This window comes from Bacillus sp. JHAA (assembly GCF_036961585.1).
GTDB classification, from domain to species: Bacteria; Bacillota; Bacilli; order Bacillales; family Bacillaceae; genus Bacillus; species Bacillus velezensis.
This window is the reverse complement of record NZ_JBAMDE010000003.1, coordinates 330,497-345,336: the sequence shown is the minus strand read 5'-3', so window position 1 is coordinate 345,336 and position 14,840 is coordinate 330,497. Positions and strand designations below refer to the sequence as shown.

At 46.2% G+C, this 14,840-nt stretch carries 17 protein-coding genes; all 17 read right to left on the bottom strand.

What is annotated here, in order from left to right; all coding sequences use genetic code 11:
* Positions 1–48: 48 nt before the first annotated feature.
* Positions 49–789, bottom strand: a complete 741-nt coding sequence (gene rpsB, locus V7728_RS09130; RefSeq protein ID WP_003154215.1) for a 30S ribosomal protein S2 — start codon at positions 787–789, stop codon at positions 49–51.
* Positions 790–932: 143 nt separating this feature from the next.
* Complete coding sequence (locus V7728_RS09125; RefSeq protein ID WP_012117563.1) at positions 933–1,400, bottom strand: DUF6115 domain-containing protein; 468 nt, start codon at positions 1,398–1,400, stop codon at positions 933–935.
* A gap of 27 nt (positions 1,401–1,427) precedes the next feature.
* Positions 1,428–2,192 carry an RNA polymerase sigma-28 factor SigD gene (sigD, locus tag V7728_RS09120; protein WP_025284732.1) on the bottom strand — a complete coding sequence of 255 codons (765 nt, stop codon included), beginning with the start codon at positions 2,190–2,192 and terminating at the stop codon, positions 1,428–1,430.
* A 26-nt stretch (positions 2,193–2,218) separates the two neighbouring features.
* The gene (cheD, locus tag V7728_RS09115; RefSeq protein WP_015239863.1) at positions 2,219–2,719 is read right to left on the bottom strand and encodes a chemoreceptor glutamine deamidase CheD; all 501 of its coding nucleotides are present in this window, start codon (positions 2,717–2,719) and stop codon (positions 2,219–2,221) included.
* The gene (cheC, locus tag V7728_RS09110) at positions 2,716–3,345 is read right to left on the bottom strand and encodes a CheY-P phosphatase CheC (protein ID WP_003154222.1); all 630 of its coding nucleotides are present in this window, start codon (positions 3,343–3,345) and stop codon (positions 2,716–2,718) included. Before cheC ends, cheD begins: the two co-directional genes overlap by 4 nt.
* 15 nt (positions 3,346–3,360) lie before the next feature.
* A complete protein-coding gene (gene cheW, locus V7728_RS09105) occupies positions 3,361–3,834 on the bottom strand; it encodes a chemotaxis protein CheW (protein ID WP_003154225.1) in 474 nt (157 codons plus the stop codon).
* 22 nt (positions 3,835–3,856) lie between these two features.
* Positions 3,857–5,878, bottom strand: a complete 2,022-nt coding sequence (cheA, locus tag V7728_RS09100) for a chemotaxis protein CheA (RefSeq protein ID WP_099566743.1) — start codon at positions 5,876–5,878, stop codon at positions 3,857–3,859.
* Between the two features lie 5 nt (positions 5,879–5,883).
* Positions 5,884–6,951, bottom strand: coding sequence for a protein-glutamate methylesterase/protein-glutamine glutaminase (locus tag V7728_RS09095; RefSeq protein ID WP_015239861.1), 1,068 nt, complete (start codon positions 6,949–6,951; stop codon positions 5,884–5,886).
* A complete protein-coding gene (locus V7728_RS09090; RefSeq protein ID WP_015239860.1) occupies positions 6,948–7,841 on the bottom strand; it encodes a MinD/ParA family protein in 894 nt (297 codons plus the stop codon). The genes V7728_RS09095 and V7728_RS09090 overlap by 4 nt, the downstream gene beginning before the upstream one ends.
* Positions 7,838–8,929 carry a flagellar biosynthesis protein FlhF gene (gene flhF / locus V7728_RS09085; protein ID WP_099566742.1) on the bottom strand — a complete coding sequence of 364 codons (1,092 nt, stop codon included), beginning with the start codon at positions 8,927–8,929 and terminating at the stop codon, positions 7,838–7,840. The genes V7728_RS09090 and flhF overlap by 4 nt, the downstream gene beginning before the upstream one ends.
* Positions 8,929–10,962: a flagellar biosynthesis protein FlhA gene (flhA, locus tag V7728_RS09080; RefSeq protein WP_007409788.1), complete on the bottom strand. Its 2,034-nt coding sequence runs from the start codon at positions 10,960–10,962 to the stop codon at positions 8,929–8,931. Before flhA ends, flhF begins: the two co-directional genes overlap by 1 nt.
* 33 nt (positions 10,963–10,995) lie before the next feature.
* Positions 10,996–12,075, bottom strand: a complete 1,080-nt coding sequence (flhB, locus tag V7728_RS09075; protein WP_007409787.1) for a flagellar biosynthesis protein FlhB — start codon at positions 12,073–12,075, stop codon at positions 10,996–10,998.
* On the bottom strand, positions 12,075–12,854 hold the full coding sequence (fliR, locus tag V7728_RS09070) for a flagellar biosynthetic protein FliR (RefSeq protein WP_052827426.1): 780 nt from the start codon (positions 12,852–12,854) through the stop codon (positions 12,075–12,077). Before fliR ends, flhB begins: the two co-directional genes overlap by 1 nt.
* A 6-nt stretch (positions 12,855–12,860) precedes the next feature.
* On the bottom strand, positions 12,861–13,130 hold the full coding sequence (gene fliQ, locus V7728_RS09065; protein WP_003154234.1) for a flagellar biosynthesis protein FliQ: 270 nt from the start codon (positions 13,128–13,130) through the stop codon (positions 12,861–12,863).
* Between the two features lie 14 nt (positions 13,131–13,144).
* Positions 13,145–13,810 (bottom strand): flagellar type III secretion system pore protein FliP, encoded by a 666-nt coding sequence (gene fliP / locus V7728_RS09060; protein WP_012117556.1) that lies wholly within the window; start codon positions 13,808–13,810, stop codon positions 13,145–13,147.
* Complete coding sequence (gene fliZ / locus V7728_RS09055) at positions 13,803–14,456, bottom strand: flagella biosynthesis regulatory protein FliZ (RefSeq protein ID WP_003154237.1); 654 nt, start codon at positions 14,454–14,456, stop codon at positions 13,803–13,805. Before fliZ ends, fliP begins: the two co-directional genes overlap by 8 nt.
* Positions 14,457–14,470: 14 nt before the next feature.
* A complete protein-coding gene (cheY, locus tag V7728_RS09050; protein ID WP_003154238.1) occupies positions 14,471–14,833 on the bottom strand; it encodes a chemotaxis protein CheY in 363 nt (120 codons plus the stop codon).
* Positions 14,834–14,840: the final 7 nt, after the last annotated feature.

The following is a 14,840-nucleotide window of genomic DNA, read 5'->3' as shown; positions in this document are numbered from 1 at the left end:
TGAAAAAAGGTGATAAAAGGCAGTCCCTCTTATCACCTTTTGATTAGGTTACGCAGTTGTCGTTTCTGTTTCAGGTGCAGTCTCTTCAGCAGCTTCCGCTTCTTCTTCGCCTTGCTTCGCTTCAAGAATAGCATCTGCCATTTTAGAAGTAAGAAGTTTGACAGCGCGGATTGCGTCATCGTTTGCAGGGATTACGACATCAATTTCATCAGGATCACAGTTTGTATCTACGATTCCGATGATAGGAATGTTCAATTTGCGAGCTTCCGCAACAGCGATGCGCTCTTTGCGAGGATCGATGATGAATAATGCATCAGGAAGATCCTTCATGTCTTTAATTCCGCCGAGGAATTTTTCAAGACGCTCTAATTCTTTTTTCAATTGAACAACTTCTTTTTTCGGAAGTACTTCAAATGTACCGTTTTCTTGCATTTTCTCGATGTCTTTCAGACGCTTAATGCGTTTTTGGATTGTTTCGAAGTTTGTCAGTGTACCGCCCAACCAGCGTTGGTTGACATAGTACATGCCAGAGCGTACAGCTTCTTCTTTAACAGAATCCTGAGCTTGTTTTTTTGTGCCGACGAAAAGGATTTTTCCGCCTTCAGCAGCAAGGTTTTTCGTGAAGTTGTAAGCTTCCTCTACTTTTTTCACTGTTTTTTGAAGGTCAATGATGTAGATTCCGTTACGCTCCGTGAAAATGTAACGCTTCATTTTTGGGTTCCAGCGGCGTGTTTGGTGGCCGAAGTGAACACCAGCTTCAAGCAATTGTTTCATAGAAATAACTGACATGTGATTTCCTCCTAATAAAATGGTTTTTTTCCTCCGCTTAGGTCATTTTTGTGCAGAACTGCCGTTTGCAGCACCCTCTGCATAAATCGTTAAGCGTGTGTATTTAACACCAAGACATAATATAACACAGCTTTATGCGACAATCAAGAATCCTTTACAGCTTTGCCGCGAAATTTTAAAAACAGCTCGATTTCTGTCTTTCCGCTCTGCATCCGTTTGGCGATTTCCGCGGGGGTGAGCCCTTGTTCATATAATTCTGAAACACGTTCTTCAAACGAATGCGCGCCGTTGTTTTCATCACTTTCAGCCCGTTCCGTTGCACTGATGAGCTTTTCCATGTGGTCCGGAATATCAGGCTCTTCTTTCGGTTCCGCCAGGGGTTCGGCGTCTTCTGCGTCCGGCGCTTGACGGCTTTTTGCGTCTTCGAGTCTTTCATTTTCTTCTTTCAGCTCAAGCAGAAACGCTGCAAGGGTGTTTTCCGTCTCTTCAAGAATCTTCTTCTGCTGGCGCTCCGTCTCCTTGAGGGCTGAAAACCTCGTGTACAGAATAATGACGGCATAAAGCAGTACGCCGTGAAGCACAAAGCTTAAAAGCCATAATAGTGTTGACATGTTTTTCACTCGCTAACCATGAGTTCATTATTGAATTACTTTTTCAAGCAGATGCTTTAATTTAAACAGCGCCTTTGAATGAATCTGTGAAATCCGCGACGTCGAAAGGTTCAGGACTTGTCCGATTTCGGTCAAAGTCAGTTCTTCTTTATAGAATAAACTGACGACAAGCTGCTCTTTTTCGGAGAGCTCGTGAATTTTGCCCGCAAGCTGAGTGATCAGCTCGTCCTTCATGATTTTTTCTTCCGGCGGCACATTTTTGTCATCTCTGATCATCACTTGAATATTCTCACCGTCATCCTGGTCGTGAAGCTTTTCATCAATTGATAAGAGATTGGCAAAAAACCCTTCATTCATCGTTGATACTACGTCCTGCTCCGTCATCCCCAGCTCTTCTGCGATCTCTGAAGGCGTCACATTCCGAAGGTAGCGCTGTTCAAGTTTTTCGATCGCCGCTTCGACTTTTTTTGTCTTCTCCCGTGAAGTTCTGGGCAGCCAATCTTCTTTACGCAGCCCGTCGATGATTGCACCGCGAATTCTAAACGAGGCATAGGTATCAAATTTTAAATCCCGGCCGGGGTCAAATTTTTCCAGGGCATCATATAAACCAAGCATACCAAGGCTCATTAGATCGTCTTTATGCACCGATTTCGGCAGTCCGACGGAAATTCTGCCGACATGATATGTGACCAGCGGCATGTAACGGCGCATTAAATCATCACCGGCTTTAGGATCTTTCCACTCTTTCCAGCGCGACCAAAGCACCTGATCTTCATAATTCAAGGATTGCATTGTTATCCCCCTACCTCATACCTTTATTAAATCGTTGTTTCACCTTGTTTAACAGTTCGAATGTGCAGCATGCAGGACCTTGGCTCAAATTCAATCGTCCGGCCGCTTGAGCCGCCCGTATCTTCACTGATGACCGGAATGTTATACAATGAAAGCTGCTCTTTGATGGCCGCTACATTCCTCGGACCGATTTTCATCAGGTCGTTTGTCATTTTAAACTTAAACATCTCCGCTCCCCCGGCGAGTTTTGCCTTCAGGGCAAACTTGCGGCAGCCGGCTTTCAAAAGCATATCAATCGTCATCTTAACGGCGGTGTCCGCGTATTTTGCACGGTTGAGCTCCGCCGTTTTTGATAAACCGGAGTCCGGCAGCATGACGTGAACGAGTCCTGCCGTTTGTTTGTCTTTATCGTATAAAACCAGCCCCACGCATGAACCGAGTCCCGAGGTCCGGATTTTATCCGGGTAACGCGCGACTTGAACATCCGCAATCCCCACTTTAACGACTGCGGCTTCCGCACGGCTCATAAAGCCGCACCCAATGAGACGAAGAGCTTTTCAAAAGAATCATAGTCCGGGAGCATAAACATGTGAGCTTTGAGCTCCTGCCGGCTGCCCTGGTCAAAAATAGAAGTATCCACGACAATGGCATGCTCTCCGACTTGGCTGAGCTCCATCAGCCCTTCACTGATAACCGCGCCGAACATATCAAGTGAGATTTCCGGCACGCTCGGGTAAATCTCAAGTTTTGTCAAATCAGCCAATGCCGTTAAATAGGAACCTGCTAAAATATTGCCGAACTCATGTAAAGCAGAAGAACTCAAATGATCTTCGCCCAACTGGTCAATATCAAAATCCGGATTTCCGATCAGCTCTCTGATAAACTGTTCCGCCTGATGGAAAGGCATGATGAGAAAGATAGAGCCGGTCATGTCGCCTTCCATTCTTAAAAAGATACTGGCGACCGGCGTTTCAGCCCCGCCGAAAAAATCAGCAAGCTCATCAAATGTCAATAAAGTCGCAAACGGCACTTCCATGTCTATCTTTCTGTTCAGCAGCTGAGCCATTGCAGAAGCCGAGTGACCCGCCCCGATATTTCCGACTTCCCGCAAAATATCCATCTGCTCTTCTTTGATCGCTTCAAACTTACTCATGTTGTCTTTTCCCCTTTAAGCATTAGGCTCTCCGGACGCAGATGCCGAAGCACCTTTATCCAGCACCGCATGCGCATCGATAATATTGAGGAGCCTGTTATCTTGCTTGACGATCTGTTTAATCCACACATCCGTTTCCTTTGTCTGGCTTTCAGGCGCGGATTCGATTTCATTTTCATGCACGGTGATGACGTCATTGGCCTCATCCACGACCCATCCGACATCGGCGTCACGGTAAGAAATGATGATAATCCGAGTCTCTTCTGTGATGTCCTGTTCAGGCTGATTCAGACGTTTTCTTAAATCAAGAACCGGGGTAATCACTCCGCGCAGATTGATAACACCGCGGATATAAGATTCCACACCCGGGACCCTCGTCGGTTTTTGCCACTTTTCAATTGATTTCACCTGGGAAACTGAGATAGCGTATTCTTTCCCGTTTATCATAAACACAATCATTTTTTCACCTGTTTTGATTTCAGCAGTCATTCGGGCACCTCCTCGTGTCGTTTTAGTAGATCAGCGCATTGCAATCAATAATCAGCGCCACTTCTCCGTTTCCGAGAATCGTAGCGCCGGAAATCGCAAAGACGCTTGTTAAATAGTCGCCGAGTGATTTCAGTACGACTTCCTGCTGTCCGATAAAAGAGTCCACGACAAAAGCAGTGGATTTATCGCCCTTTTTCACGACGATTACATGGAACTGATCGGCATCCTGTTTTGAATCCGTAATGCCGAATTCTTTTTTCAGATAGACGATCGGAACGATTTGGCCTCTGAAATCAATCACTTCTCTGTCATGCGTCTGCAGGATATCTTTCTTATCAATAACAGCCGTCTCTATAATAGAAGAAATCGGTATCGCAAACGTCTCTTCTTCCAGTTTAATGAGAAGAACGGATATAATTGAAAGTGTCAGCGGAAGCTGGATACTGAAAAGAGAACCTTGACCTTCCGCGGATTTGACACTGACAGAGCCGCCGAGTGATTCGAGTTTATTTTTTACGACATCCAGGCCGACGCCCCGCCCTGAAATGTCAGAAATTTGATCGGCAGTCGAGAAGCCCGGAGCAAAAATAAGCTCGTAAATCTCATTATCTTCAAGCGTTTCAGCATCACGTTCGGTGATTACACTCCGCTCGAGCGCTTTTTCAAGAATTTTCTTTCTGTTCAGGCCGGCCCCGTCATCTTCAACCTCAATAAAGACGTGGTTGCCGCTGTGATATGCCTTAAGCACAACATGACCTGATTCCGGTTTTCCTTTATTCACCCGTACTTCAGGCGATTCAATGCCGTGATCGATGCTGTTTCTGATTAAATGAACAAGCGGATCGCCGATTTCATCAATCACCGTGCGGTCCAGCTCCGTTTCAGCTCCGATGATGGACAATTCGATTTTCTTGTTTAATTCTTTTTGAAGCTGGCGGATCATTCTCGGGAAACGGTTAAAGACGGTTTCTACCGGCACCATCCGCATATTAAGAATAATAGACTGAAGGTCGCCCGAGATTCTGGTCAGGCGTTCAACGGTTTCAGTCAGCTCATTGTGGTCAAGCTCTTTGGCGATCTGCTCAAGACGTCCGCGGTCAATGACAAGTTCTTCAAAAAGGTTCATTGAAGAATCCAGTCTTTCAATGTTGACGCGAATCGTTTTCGAGCCGCTGTGATGCTTCGGCTGTTCTTCCGTTTTCGCTTGCGGCTTAGGCTGTTTCTCAGCCTTTTTAACCGGAGCTTCCTTCACCGGTTCAGCCGCTTGCGGTTTTTCGGCCGTTTTTAACGGCGCACCGGCAGAAATTTCGACATTCTCCACTTCTGAAATGCCGCTGATGAGTTCTTTAATTTCTTCAGCAGGCTGCTTTGTTAAGAAACACACCTGAAAATCCGTTCCGAAATCTTCCGTCTCAAGCACTTCCGCGGCGGGTATCGTTTTTGCGACTTCCCCGGCTTCATTCAGCTTTTCAAATATCATGTACACGCGCACGGCTTTGAGCATGCAGCTTTCATTCAGGGAAACCGTTATTTCATAGCGGCTGAATCCTTGCTCTTCCGCCTCTTCAATAACAGTCCGTTCGAACTCATCATAATTCCATTCAGTTGAAGCCTGTTGTTTTGAAACCGGCGGTTCTGCTGTTTCGGCTGAAGCCGCAGTTTCATGCACCACCGCATTTACGTCGAGCTTCGCACTCACTTCAGAAATATCACGTTTGCCGTCTCCTCCGTCAATAATGGACTGCACCATCTCTTCAAGATGATCAAGCGCTTCAAACAGCACGTCCAGCCAATCTGATGTAACGGGCATTTCTCCATTGCGGATAGCGTCCAGCACATTTTCCATCAGGTGGGTTAAATGCGCCAGATCTGTATATCCCATCGTTGCGCTCATGCCTTTCAGCGTATGGGCAGCTCTGAAGATGTCATGCACAAGCTGAAGGTCTGCCGGATCTTTTTCCAACAGCAGCAGCTTTTCGTTACATGTCTGTAAGTGCTCTTTACTTTCATCAATAAAGACATCTAAATATTGATTCATATCCAATTGATTCACACCCTCTCTTTTTTCACACATCCGGTGATGGATGCCGCGATATCTTCCACATGTTTAATCTCATGAATGAGACCCGCCTTTATCGCTGACTTCGGCATTCCGAACACAACACAGGATTCGTCCGATTCCGCAATCGTTTTAACGCCGCCTGTTCTGAGCATTTCTTTTACGCCCTCGGTTCCGTCGCTGCCCATGCCGGTCATAATGACGGCTACCTTTTCGTAATCGGATAAGCGGCTTGCCGACCGAAACAAATAATCGGCTGACGGTTTATGCCGGCTTTCCGTATCATGAACGTCAAGAATGATGCGGAGCCTTCCGCCTTCCTCTGCAACCGTCATATTTTTTCCGCCGGGCGCGATGTACACCCATCCGTCTTTCGCTTCTTCACCGTTTTCCGCTTCTTTGACCTGAATATCTGACAAATGGTTGAGTCTGTCTGCAAGTGAAGCGGTGAAGCCTTCAGGCATGTGCTGAACGACAAATACAGGCGCCTTTAAATCCTTCGGCAGTTTCGGAATCACCTTTTGCAGAGCCCGCGGTCCGCCTGTAGAGGTCGCGATGAATACGGCCTGCTTGGCGGATTTTGCTTTCGGTCTTTCAAATCCCGCCAAAGCCGGACGTTCCGGGATAGAAGACTCTTTCACTGCCGCCTCAGGTTTTTGTGCGCAGGACAGCCCGGCTGCAATCACCCTCTCAATCAGCTGCTCTTTAATTTTATAAAGATCAAGTGAAATCGCTCCGGAAGGCTTGGTGATAAAATCAAAAGCGCCCATTTCCAGACAGTTGATCGTTTGGTCCTTCCCTTGCTGTGTCTGGCTCGATACCATGATTACGGGAAGTTTATATATGCTGATGATCTTCCGCAATGTGTCCGTTCCGTTCATGACCGGCATTTCAATATCAAGCGTGACAACATCAGGCTTGAGAAGCTCTATTTTCTTCAGCGCCTCTTCCCCGTTTCTGGCTGTCCCGATGACTTCTATCTGCACTTCCGCAGCCAGAAAATCGGTAATCATCTTTCTCATAAAAGCTGAGTCATCAACGACAAGCACACGAATCACTGTAAAGTCCTCCTCAATAAAAAAGAAGATAATCTCTCAATAAATGCCGGTTTCTCTTCTCTTGGTTTGTTTTCTTCCGTTTGAAACAAGACATCCGTCAGAAGACGGACGGACCTGCTGGCTTTTGCTTGAGGACTTTTTATTAAAAAAGGCACCTGGTCAATGACGGCTTGACTTACTAGCGGGTCATCGGGTATGGAGCCGGCGAAACGCACCTCCGCGCCTAAAAACGTGTGAATTGCATGAGAAAGGCGGTTGTACGTGTCCAGCGCCTGTTTTTGGGCGCGGGCGCGATTGACGGCAATGTTTACGGTCAGCCGTTCATCCGCGAGCAAGAGATGTTTGATCGCGCTGTAGGCATCCATAATGGCCGTCGGCTCAGGCGTTGTCACGGCGAGAATGTCTTCCGCCGATAAAATAAACGGCAGCTGTTCTTTTGAAAGTCCCGCTCCCATATCAAACAGAACGTAATCAAAATCGCTTAATACAGCGGAAAGACCATTCATAAAAGCCGCCCACTTCTCTCCGTCTGCTTGATAGATCGCCTCAAGCCCCGTTCCTCCGGATATGTAGCGAAGGCCTTTCGGACCGGAGGACAGTGATTGCGCCAATGCGTGCCGATTCTCCATCACATCAATAATGGTGCGGGAAGAAGCAGCGCCGATCAGCACATCAATGTTGCCCATTCCGATGTCAAGATCAATGATGAGTGCTTTTTTTCCTTTTTCCTGCAGGGCAACTGCCATGTTTAATGTTAAATTAGATTTTCCGACGCCGCCTTTACCGCTGATGACGGCTAATGTCTTCGCTTTTTTCTCATAAAGCTCCGGCTTGATCATTTGCCGCTCTCTCATTTTCCTTCTTAATGACTCTGCCTGATCGGGTTTCATGTCAAAAGCATCCTTACAAACTCTTTTGGTGAAGCCGATAGGATGTCTTCAGGCACATCCTGTCCATTTGTCAAATAGGCGGCGCCGATCCTTGATTCCGACAGCACTTGAAACACGGAGCCGAGTGAGGCGGTTTCATCCGTTTTCGTGAAAATGAATTGATTGACCGGCACACCTGAAAACTGTTTCAGCACCTGTTTCATATCGTCATATTTTGCAGATGCCGATAATACGAGAAAGGATTGTAAGCCTGATTCAAACGGAATCATCTCTTGTAATTCCGTAATATACTGCTCTTCTTTAAAGTTTCTACCGGCTGTATCAATGAAAACATGGTCATATTCAGCGAATTTTTCCAGTGCCTTCAGACATTCTTCCTTTGAATAGCATACTTCAAGAGGAGCCTGAAGCAGCTCCGCATATGTCTTCAGCTGCTCGACCGCGGCAATCCGGTAAGTATCCGTCGTCATAAAGGCAATTTTTTTATGCTCTGTCAGCATTGATGAGGCCGCGAGTTTCGCAAGTGTAGTCGTTTTGCCGGCCCCGGTTGAACCGAAAAGCACGACGTATTTTGATTGAATCCCTTCCTGCCACCTGTCTGCCGAAGGGAGTTTTTTCACTAACAAATCCTGCAGTTTGGAGCTGACATTATCTTCAGTTAAATCTCCGGAAACAATTGAAGAACGGAGCAGTTCACTGAGTACGGCGTTTTGCGTATGATCAGGAAGCCCGGCTTGCTTCAATAGTCTCTCGGCTTTTTTTAATGGTTCAGGGAGCACTTCTTTAAAATGCGCCAGTTCGCCGGAAATACTTTGATCCGGAAGACGCGGCGGCTGAACAGGCTCAGCTTTCTCCGCCGTTTTCGTCTTTTTCACTTCTTCAGCGGCAGCCGGCGGCGTTTTTCTCGCTTCCCTGACGTCACGATCTAAAACCGCTATCACTTCGACGGCCTGCTGCGACCGCAGCCCCAGCCATTTTCGTTTCTTTACTTGTTTGGAATGTAAAATAACGGCATCATTGCCGAGTTCCTTTTTGATTTGCTTCGCGGCATCCTGCATTGAAGCGGCTGTAAATTTTTTTATTTTCATTAAATATCCACCACTCCAATGCTCTGTACTTCAACATTTGCTTCCAGCTCATTATAAGAAAGAACCGGAAGATCAGGGAAATACCGTTCTAACAGCTGTTTTACATACATTCTGACAGCAGGCGAGCAAAGAAGAATCGCCGACTCCTGGCGGATGGAAAGCTGCTCGGCCTCTTTAGCGACAGAACGGATGATGCTGTCTGAAACCTCAGGGTCGAGTGACAGGTAATTGCCCTGTTCAGTCTGCTGAACCCCGTCTGCAATCGCTTTTTCCACCCGGCCTGAGCATGTGATGACCTTCAGCGTTTCATGCTCTCTCGCATATTGTGCCGTGATTTGTTTGGCAAGCGACTGTCTCGCGTATTCTGTCAAAAGGTCTGAATCTGTCGTTAATCTTCCGTAATCGGCAAGAGTTTCAAAAATGGTCACCAAGTTTCTGATTGAAACTTTTTCTCTCAGCAATTTGGCAAGCACCTTTTGAATATCGCCGACAGAAAGAGGGTTTGGCGTGACTTCCTCAACAAGCACAGGATAATTTTCCTTCAGATGATCGATCAGCTGCTTTGTTTCCTGTCTGCCGACCAGTTCATGGGCATGCTGCTTAATTTTTTCTGTAATATGCGTAGATACGACTGACGCCGGATCAACAACTGTATACCCCAGCATGTCCGCTTCATCTTTTGCAGCTTCACTTATCCATTTTGCGGGAAGTCCGAACGACGGCTCTATCGTTTCAATTCCTTCAATGACGTCATCTTCAGGCGTCGGTGACATCGCTAAGTAATGATCTAGCAGGAGCTCTCCTTTAGCGACTTCATTGCCTTTAATTTTCAATCTGTATTCATTCGGCTGGAGCGCGATGTTATCTCTGATGCGCACAACCGGAATGACAAGTCCCAATTCAAGCGCAAGCTGACGTCTGATCATGACGATGCGGTCAAGAAGATCACCGCCCTGCCCCGCGTCTGCAAGCGGCACGAGTCCGTATCCGAACTCAAATTCAATCGGATCAATATGTAAAAGCTGCACAACGCTTTCCGGGCTTTTCAGTTCATCCGCCTGAGCCTCTTCTTCAAGAATTTCTTCCTCTTCTTCGCTCGGCTTATCCGCTTTGGACAGCATGTAAGCGCCGAATGCAAGCAGACCGGCGATCGGCCCCGTCAGCAGAATGCCGATCGGTGTAAGAAGACCGAGCAAAAGTACAGTTCCCGCGGCTACATACAAGAGCTTCGGATAAGCAAACAGCTGGCCTGTAATATCATGACCGAGGTTTCCTTCAGATGCCGCTCTCGTCACGACAATCCCCGTAGCCGTTGAAATGAGCAAGGCCGGCATTTGAGAAACGATACCGTCACCGACCGTCAGCATTGTAAAGTGAGACGCAGCTTCTTGTATGCTCATCCCCTGCTGCAGCATGCCGATTACGATTCCGAAAATAATATTGATCATCACGATGATGATCCCCGCGATGGCATCCCCTTTGACGAATTTGCTCGCACCGTCCATGGCGCCGTAAAAATCCGCTTCCCGGGCGACTTTTTCACGTCTGTGCTTTGCATCCTGCTCCGTAATCATGCCGGCATTTAAATCCGCGTCAATACTCATTTGCTTTCCGGGCATCGCATCGAGCGTAAATCTCGCCGCCACTTCCGATACCCGCTCGGCGCCTTTTGTAATGACGATAAACTGAATAATAATCAAGATAATGAAGACAACAAGCCCTACCAGCACATTTCCGCCGACAACGAAATTCCCGAATGTCTCAACAACCTTTCCCCCTTCTCCGTGAGAAAGAATCGAACGTGTCGTCGACACATTGAGCGAAAGCCGAAACAGCGTCAATAACAGCAGCAATGACGGGAATATCGAGAATTGCAGCGGTTCTTGCATATTCATTGTGGTGAGAAGCACGATCAACGCAAGAGAGATATTAATGATGATCAAAATACTTAACAACCATGGAGGGAATGGAATCACCAGCATTGCCACAATGAGGACAACACTTATTAAAACCGATAAATCTCTTGTTGACATGCTGTTTTTCTCTCCTTTTGAATCTGAAATTCACTATACTTTTTGTTTCGTTTTATATACATAAGCCAAAATTTCCGCAATGACTTTGAAAAACTCTTCCGGCACGGCCTGGTCAATGTCAACCTGATCATATAACGCACGTGCGAGCGGCCTGTTTTCAATCGTCATGACATCGTGTTCTTTGGCGATCTGTCTGATTTTTAATGCGAGATGGTCGACCCCTTTGGCAACAATGTAAGGGGCGTCCATTTTCTTTTCATCATATTTTAAAGCTATCGCATAATGGGTCGGGTTGGTAATGATGACATCCGCTTTCGGCACTTCCTGCATCATCCGCCTCATCGCCATTTCCCGCTGCTTCTGCTTAATTTTGGACTTGATTATCGGATCACCCTCCGATTTTTTGTATTCATCTTTTATATCCTGTTTTGACATTCTGATATTTTTCTCATAATCAAAACGCTGATATAAGTAATCAAGCCCGGCCAGCAGCATTAAAGCCCCTGATCCCGCAAGCCCCATCCAAAGAGTGAGCTTGGAAACGAAAGTGAGCACTTCCGCAGGAGTCAAAAGCGGAAGGCGGAGAATATCGCCATAATGCAGCCAGAGCACCATAAAGGCGGCAAAACCGACCACAGTAATCTTCAAAATGGATTTGACCAGTTCAACAATCGCCCTCATGCTGTAAATCCGCTTAAATCCTTTCAGCGGGCTGAGCTTATTCAAGTCAGGCTTGAGGACTTCCGCAGAAAACAGAAAACCCACCTGCATGTAATTGCTCACGACACCTGCCACAAGCGCGACCAGCATAATCGGCGCGAGGATGAGGCTGATATCTTTCACCGTATCCACGAACAGTTCATGCACGGCAGATGCAGACAGATGTAATGATATCGATTTCGTATAAAACGTTTTAATAAAGGACAGCAGCCTGTCCCGCATATAAGGACCGAGCGCGATCAGCGAAAGAAAGATAATCAGTAAAGAAACGGCTGTATTCACATCCGTACTTTTCGCGACCTGTCCTTTCTTTCTTGTATCCTTCCGTTTTTTCGGCGTGGCTTTCTCCGTTTTTTCACCGGCAAAGAATTGCAGATTCAGTCTGAGCCTCATCATGTCACACCGACCAATGCCAATAGATTCCGCATGGTTTCAACGGTAAGGCTGAAGATGTTGCGGACAACGACAAACATCACCGCCATACAAACGATCAGCATAATAAAGCTCACGGCTATTTTCAGAGGAAGCCCGACAACGAAAACATTCAGCTGCGGCACCGTTCTCGCCACGATACCGAGCGCCAAATCAACTAAAAACAGACTGGCCACAACCGGCGCAGACATTTGAAAAGCGATAATAAACATGGCATTGAAGCTTTTTGCGATAAAAAGTCCAAAGTGATCATTTCCAAACGACGGAAATGCCTGATCAAGCGGGATATACTGAAAGCTGTAATAAATCCCGTCCAACAAAAGATAATGGGCGTTTATGCTGAGCATAAATAACAGCGCCAGCGTATAAACGAATTGTCCGATCAGCGGGCTTTGCGTTCCTGATTGCGGATCAATGACATTGGCGATGGAAAAGCCCATCTGAAAATCAATAAAGGAACCTGCTATCTGAATGGCTGTCAGCATCATGAAAGCGATCAGCCCGAGGCTCAAGCCCACAACGGCCTCTTTTATGACAAGAAGCATATACTGTTCCCCTATTTCTATTTCCGGCGCATGTTTCAGCGTGCTGAAGCAGATCACCGAAAGAAAAAAAGCAAAGCCGATTCGGTGAACCGCCGGCAGATTCCGATGCCCGAACACCGGCACCGTTACAAAAAAAGCAGAGATTCTGATAAAGACCAATAAAAAAGCGGGAAATAAATCAATGATGGAATTCATTTGATTCTACCCTGCAAATCGGTTCAGATGAGAGAACAGATCAGTTGTGAACGAAAGAATCGTCGACAGCATCCAAGGACCGAAAAAGATCAGTCCAAGCATTACCGCCACGATTTTCGGAATGAACGCAAGCGTCTGTTCCTGGATTTGAGTTGTCGCTTGAAAGATACTGACGAGCAAACCGACGATCAGCGCGATCGCAAGCAGCGGCCCGCTGATCATTAGTGTTACATATACGGCTTTTTCCGCCATGGAAATTACAAATTCTGAACTCACAATTAGCACCTACCCTAAAAGCTGTCAAGCAAAGATTTCACGATTAAATACCATCCATCGACCAAAACGAAAAGCAATATTTTAAAGGGCAGAGAGATCATAACCGGCGGTAGCATCATCATTCCCATTGACATTAAGACGCTCGCCACGACCATATCGATAATTAAAAACGGAATAAAAATCATAAAGCCCATTTGAAAAGCGGTTTTGAGTTCTGATATCGCATAAGCGGGCACCATCGTCGTCAAAGGAATATCCTGAATCGATTCAGGTTTTTTCATTTTGGCATAGTTCATAAACAGCGCCAGATCCTTCTGCCTTGTATGCTTGCTCATATACTCTTTAATCGGCTTCTCGGCTTTTGTATATGCTTCATCGAGACTGATTTTGTTGTCCATCAGCGGCGTTAAGGCTTCCTTATTAATCTCTGAAAAAGTCGGCGCCATAATAAAAAACGTCAAGAACAGCGCAAGGCCGATTAAAACCTGGTTGGGAGGCATGTTCTGCGTCGCCAGTGAGGTTCTTACAAAAGACAGGACGATGACGATTCTCGTAAAGCAGGTCATCAAAATCAGAATCCCCGGCGCCACTGAAAAGACAGTCAAAAGCAGCAGTAATTTAACAGTGGAGCTGACTTCGGTCGGACTGTTTGAATTAAAAAGATTAATGAATTCATTCATGGTGATAAGGGCCTTTCTTCTTTCCTTCAGAACGGCTTTGTTTCAGCTCGTTCAGCTGTTCTTTCAGCGCTTTTGAAAACGACGGAAGCATCGTTTGCGGCTTTTTTTCTCCATCCTTACGCGGATTTACGAGCTTGGTCCATTCCACTTTTGAAGACATCGACTCTTCGTATTGGCTCAGAATCGCCTCGCGCTCTTTTTCATCTTCAATTTCTTTTAAAAGCTGTATCGTTTCGCCCACACCGACTACGAGAACGCTGTTTCCCACTTTGATCAGCTGCACGGAACGGTTTTGGCCGACTGACGTTCCGCCGATATTTTCTACATATTGAAACGGCTTCAGCAGACGGTTTCTTCTATTCATCAGTTTGACAAATCCATAGATCAGCAGAATGACGAATAGTAACGCCCCAATCATCTTTACAAAATCAAAAGCGGAGACAGAAGATGCAGAAGCATCCCCTATCTCTTGATCAGCCGTTTGTTTCGATGTATCGCTTTTTTTCTCTGTTTTGTTTGTTGATTGTTTGTCAAACCATTCGTTGACGGTGGAATTGTCAGACTCCGCCGCAAAAGCAGGGAACGGATGTACATTGAGTAAAACGAAACAACAAATCAAAGCTAGTAAACCATGACTCTTTTTCAACAGTCGTACACCCTTTAGCTTAATGTTTTATTAATAGCTTCAAGCACGCGGTCCGCTTGGAACGGTTTCACGATAAAGTCTTTTGCGCCGGCTTGAATCGCGTCAATAACCATTGACTGCTGGCCCATAGCCGAACACATGATGATTTTCGCCTGCGGATCGATTTGTTTAATTTCCTTTAAAGCTGTAATCCCGTCCATTTCAGGCATTGTAATATCCATTGTCACAAGGTCGGGGGAATGCTCTTTGAATTTTTCGACTGCCTGCGCTCCGTCTGAAGCTTCAGCTACAACGTCAAAACCGTTCTTCACTAAAATATCCTTGATCATCATTCTCATAAATGCTGCATCGTCTACAATTAAAATTCTGTGTGCCATAATGTTT

What these genes read in the sequence shown, in the direction of transcription:
- rpsB (WP_003154215.1), bottom strand. Translation starts at nt 789, where the DNA reads ATGTCAGTTATTTCTATGAAACAATTGCTTGAAGCTGGTGTTCACTTC.
- flhA (WP_007409788.1), bottom strand. Translation starts at nt 10,962, where the DNA reads ATGTCAACAAGAGATTTATCGGTTTTAATAAGTGTTGTCCTCATTGTG.
- cheW (WP_003154225.1), bottom strand. Translation starts at nt 3,834, where the DNA reads ATGACTGCTGAAATCAAAACAGGTGAAAAAATGATTGTGTTTATGATA.
- cheY (WP_003154238.1), bottom strand. Translation starts at nt 14,833, where the DNA reads ATGGCACACAGAATTTTAATTGTAGACGATGCAGCATTTATGAGAATG.
- flhF (WP_099566742.1), bottom strand. Translation starts at nt 8,929, where the DNA reads ATGAAAATAAAAAAATTTACAGCCGCTTCAATGCAGGATGCCGCGAAG.
- cheD (WP_015239863.1), bottom strand. Translation starts at nt 2,719, where the DNA reads ATGAGCCGTGCGGAAGCCGCAGTCGTTAAAGTGGGGATTGCGGATGTT.
- sigD (WP_025284732.1), bottom strand. Translation starts at nt 2,192, where the DNA reads ATGCAATCCTTGAATTATGAAGATCAGGTGCTTTGGTCGCGCTGGAAA.
- cheC (WP_003154222.1), bottom strand. Translation starts at nt 3,345, where the DNA reads ATGAGTAAGTTTGAAGCGATCAAAGAAGAGCAGATGGATATTTTGCGG.
- fliP (WP_012117556.1), bottom strand. Translation starts at nt 13,810, where the DNA reads ATGAATGAATTCATTAATCTTTTTAATTCAAACAGTCCGACCGAAGTC.
- V7728_RS09090 (WP_015239860.1), bottom strand. Translation starts at nt 7,841, where the DNA reads ATGAAACCCGATCAGGCAGAGTCATTAAGAAGGAAAATGAGAGAGCGG.
- V7728_RS09125 (WP_012117563.1), bottom strand. Translation starts at nt 1,400, where the DNA reads ATGTCAACACTATTATGGCTTTTAAGCTTTGTGCTTCACGGCGTACTG.
- fliR (WP_052827426.1), bottom strand. Translation starts at nt 12,854, where the DNA reads ATGAATTCCATCATTGATTTATTTCCCGCTTTTTTATTGGTCTTTATC.
- flhB (WP_007409787.1), bottom strand. Translation starts at nt 12,075, where the DNA reads ATGAGGCTCAGACTGAATCTGCAATTCTTTGCCGGTGAAAAAACGGAG.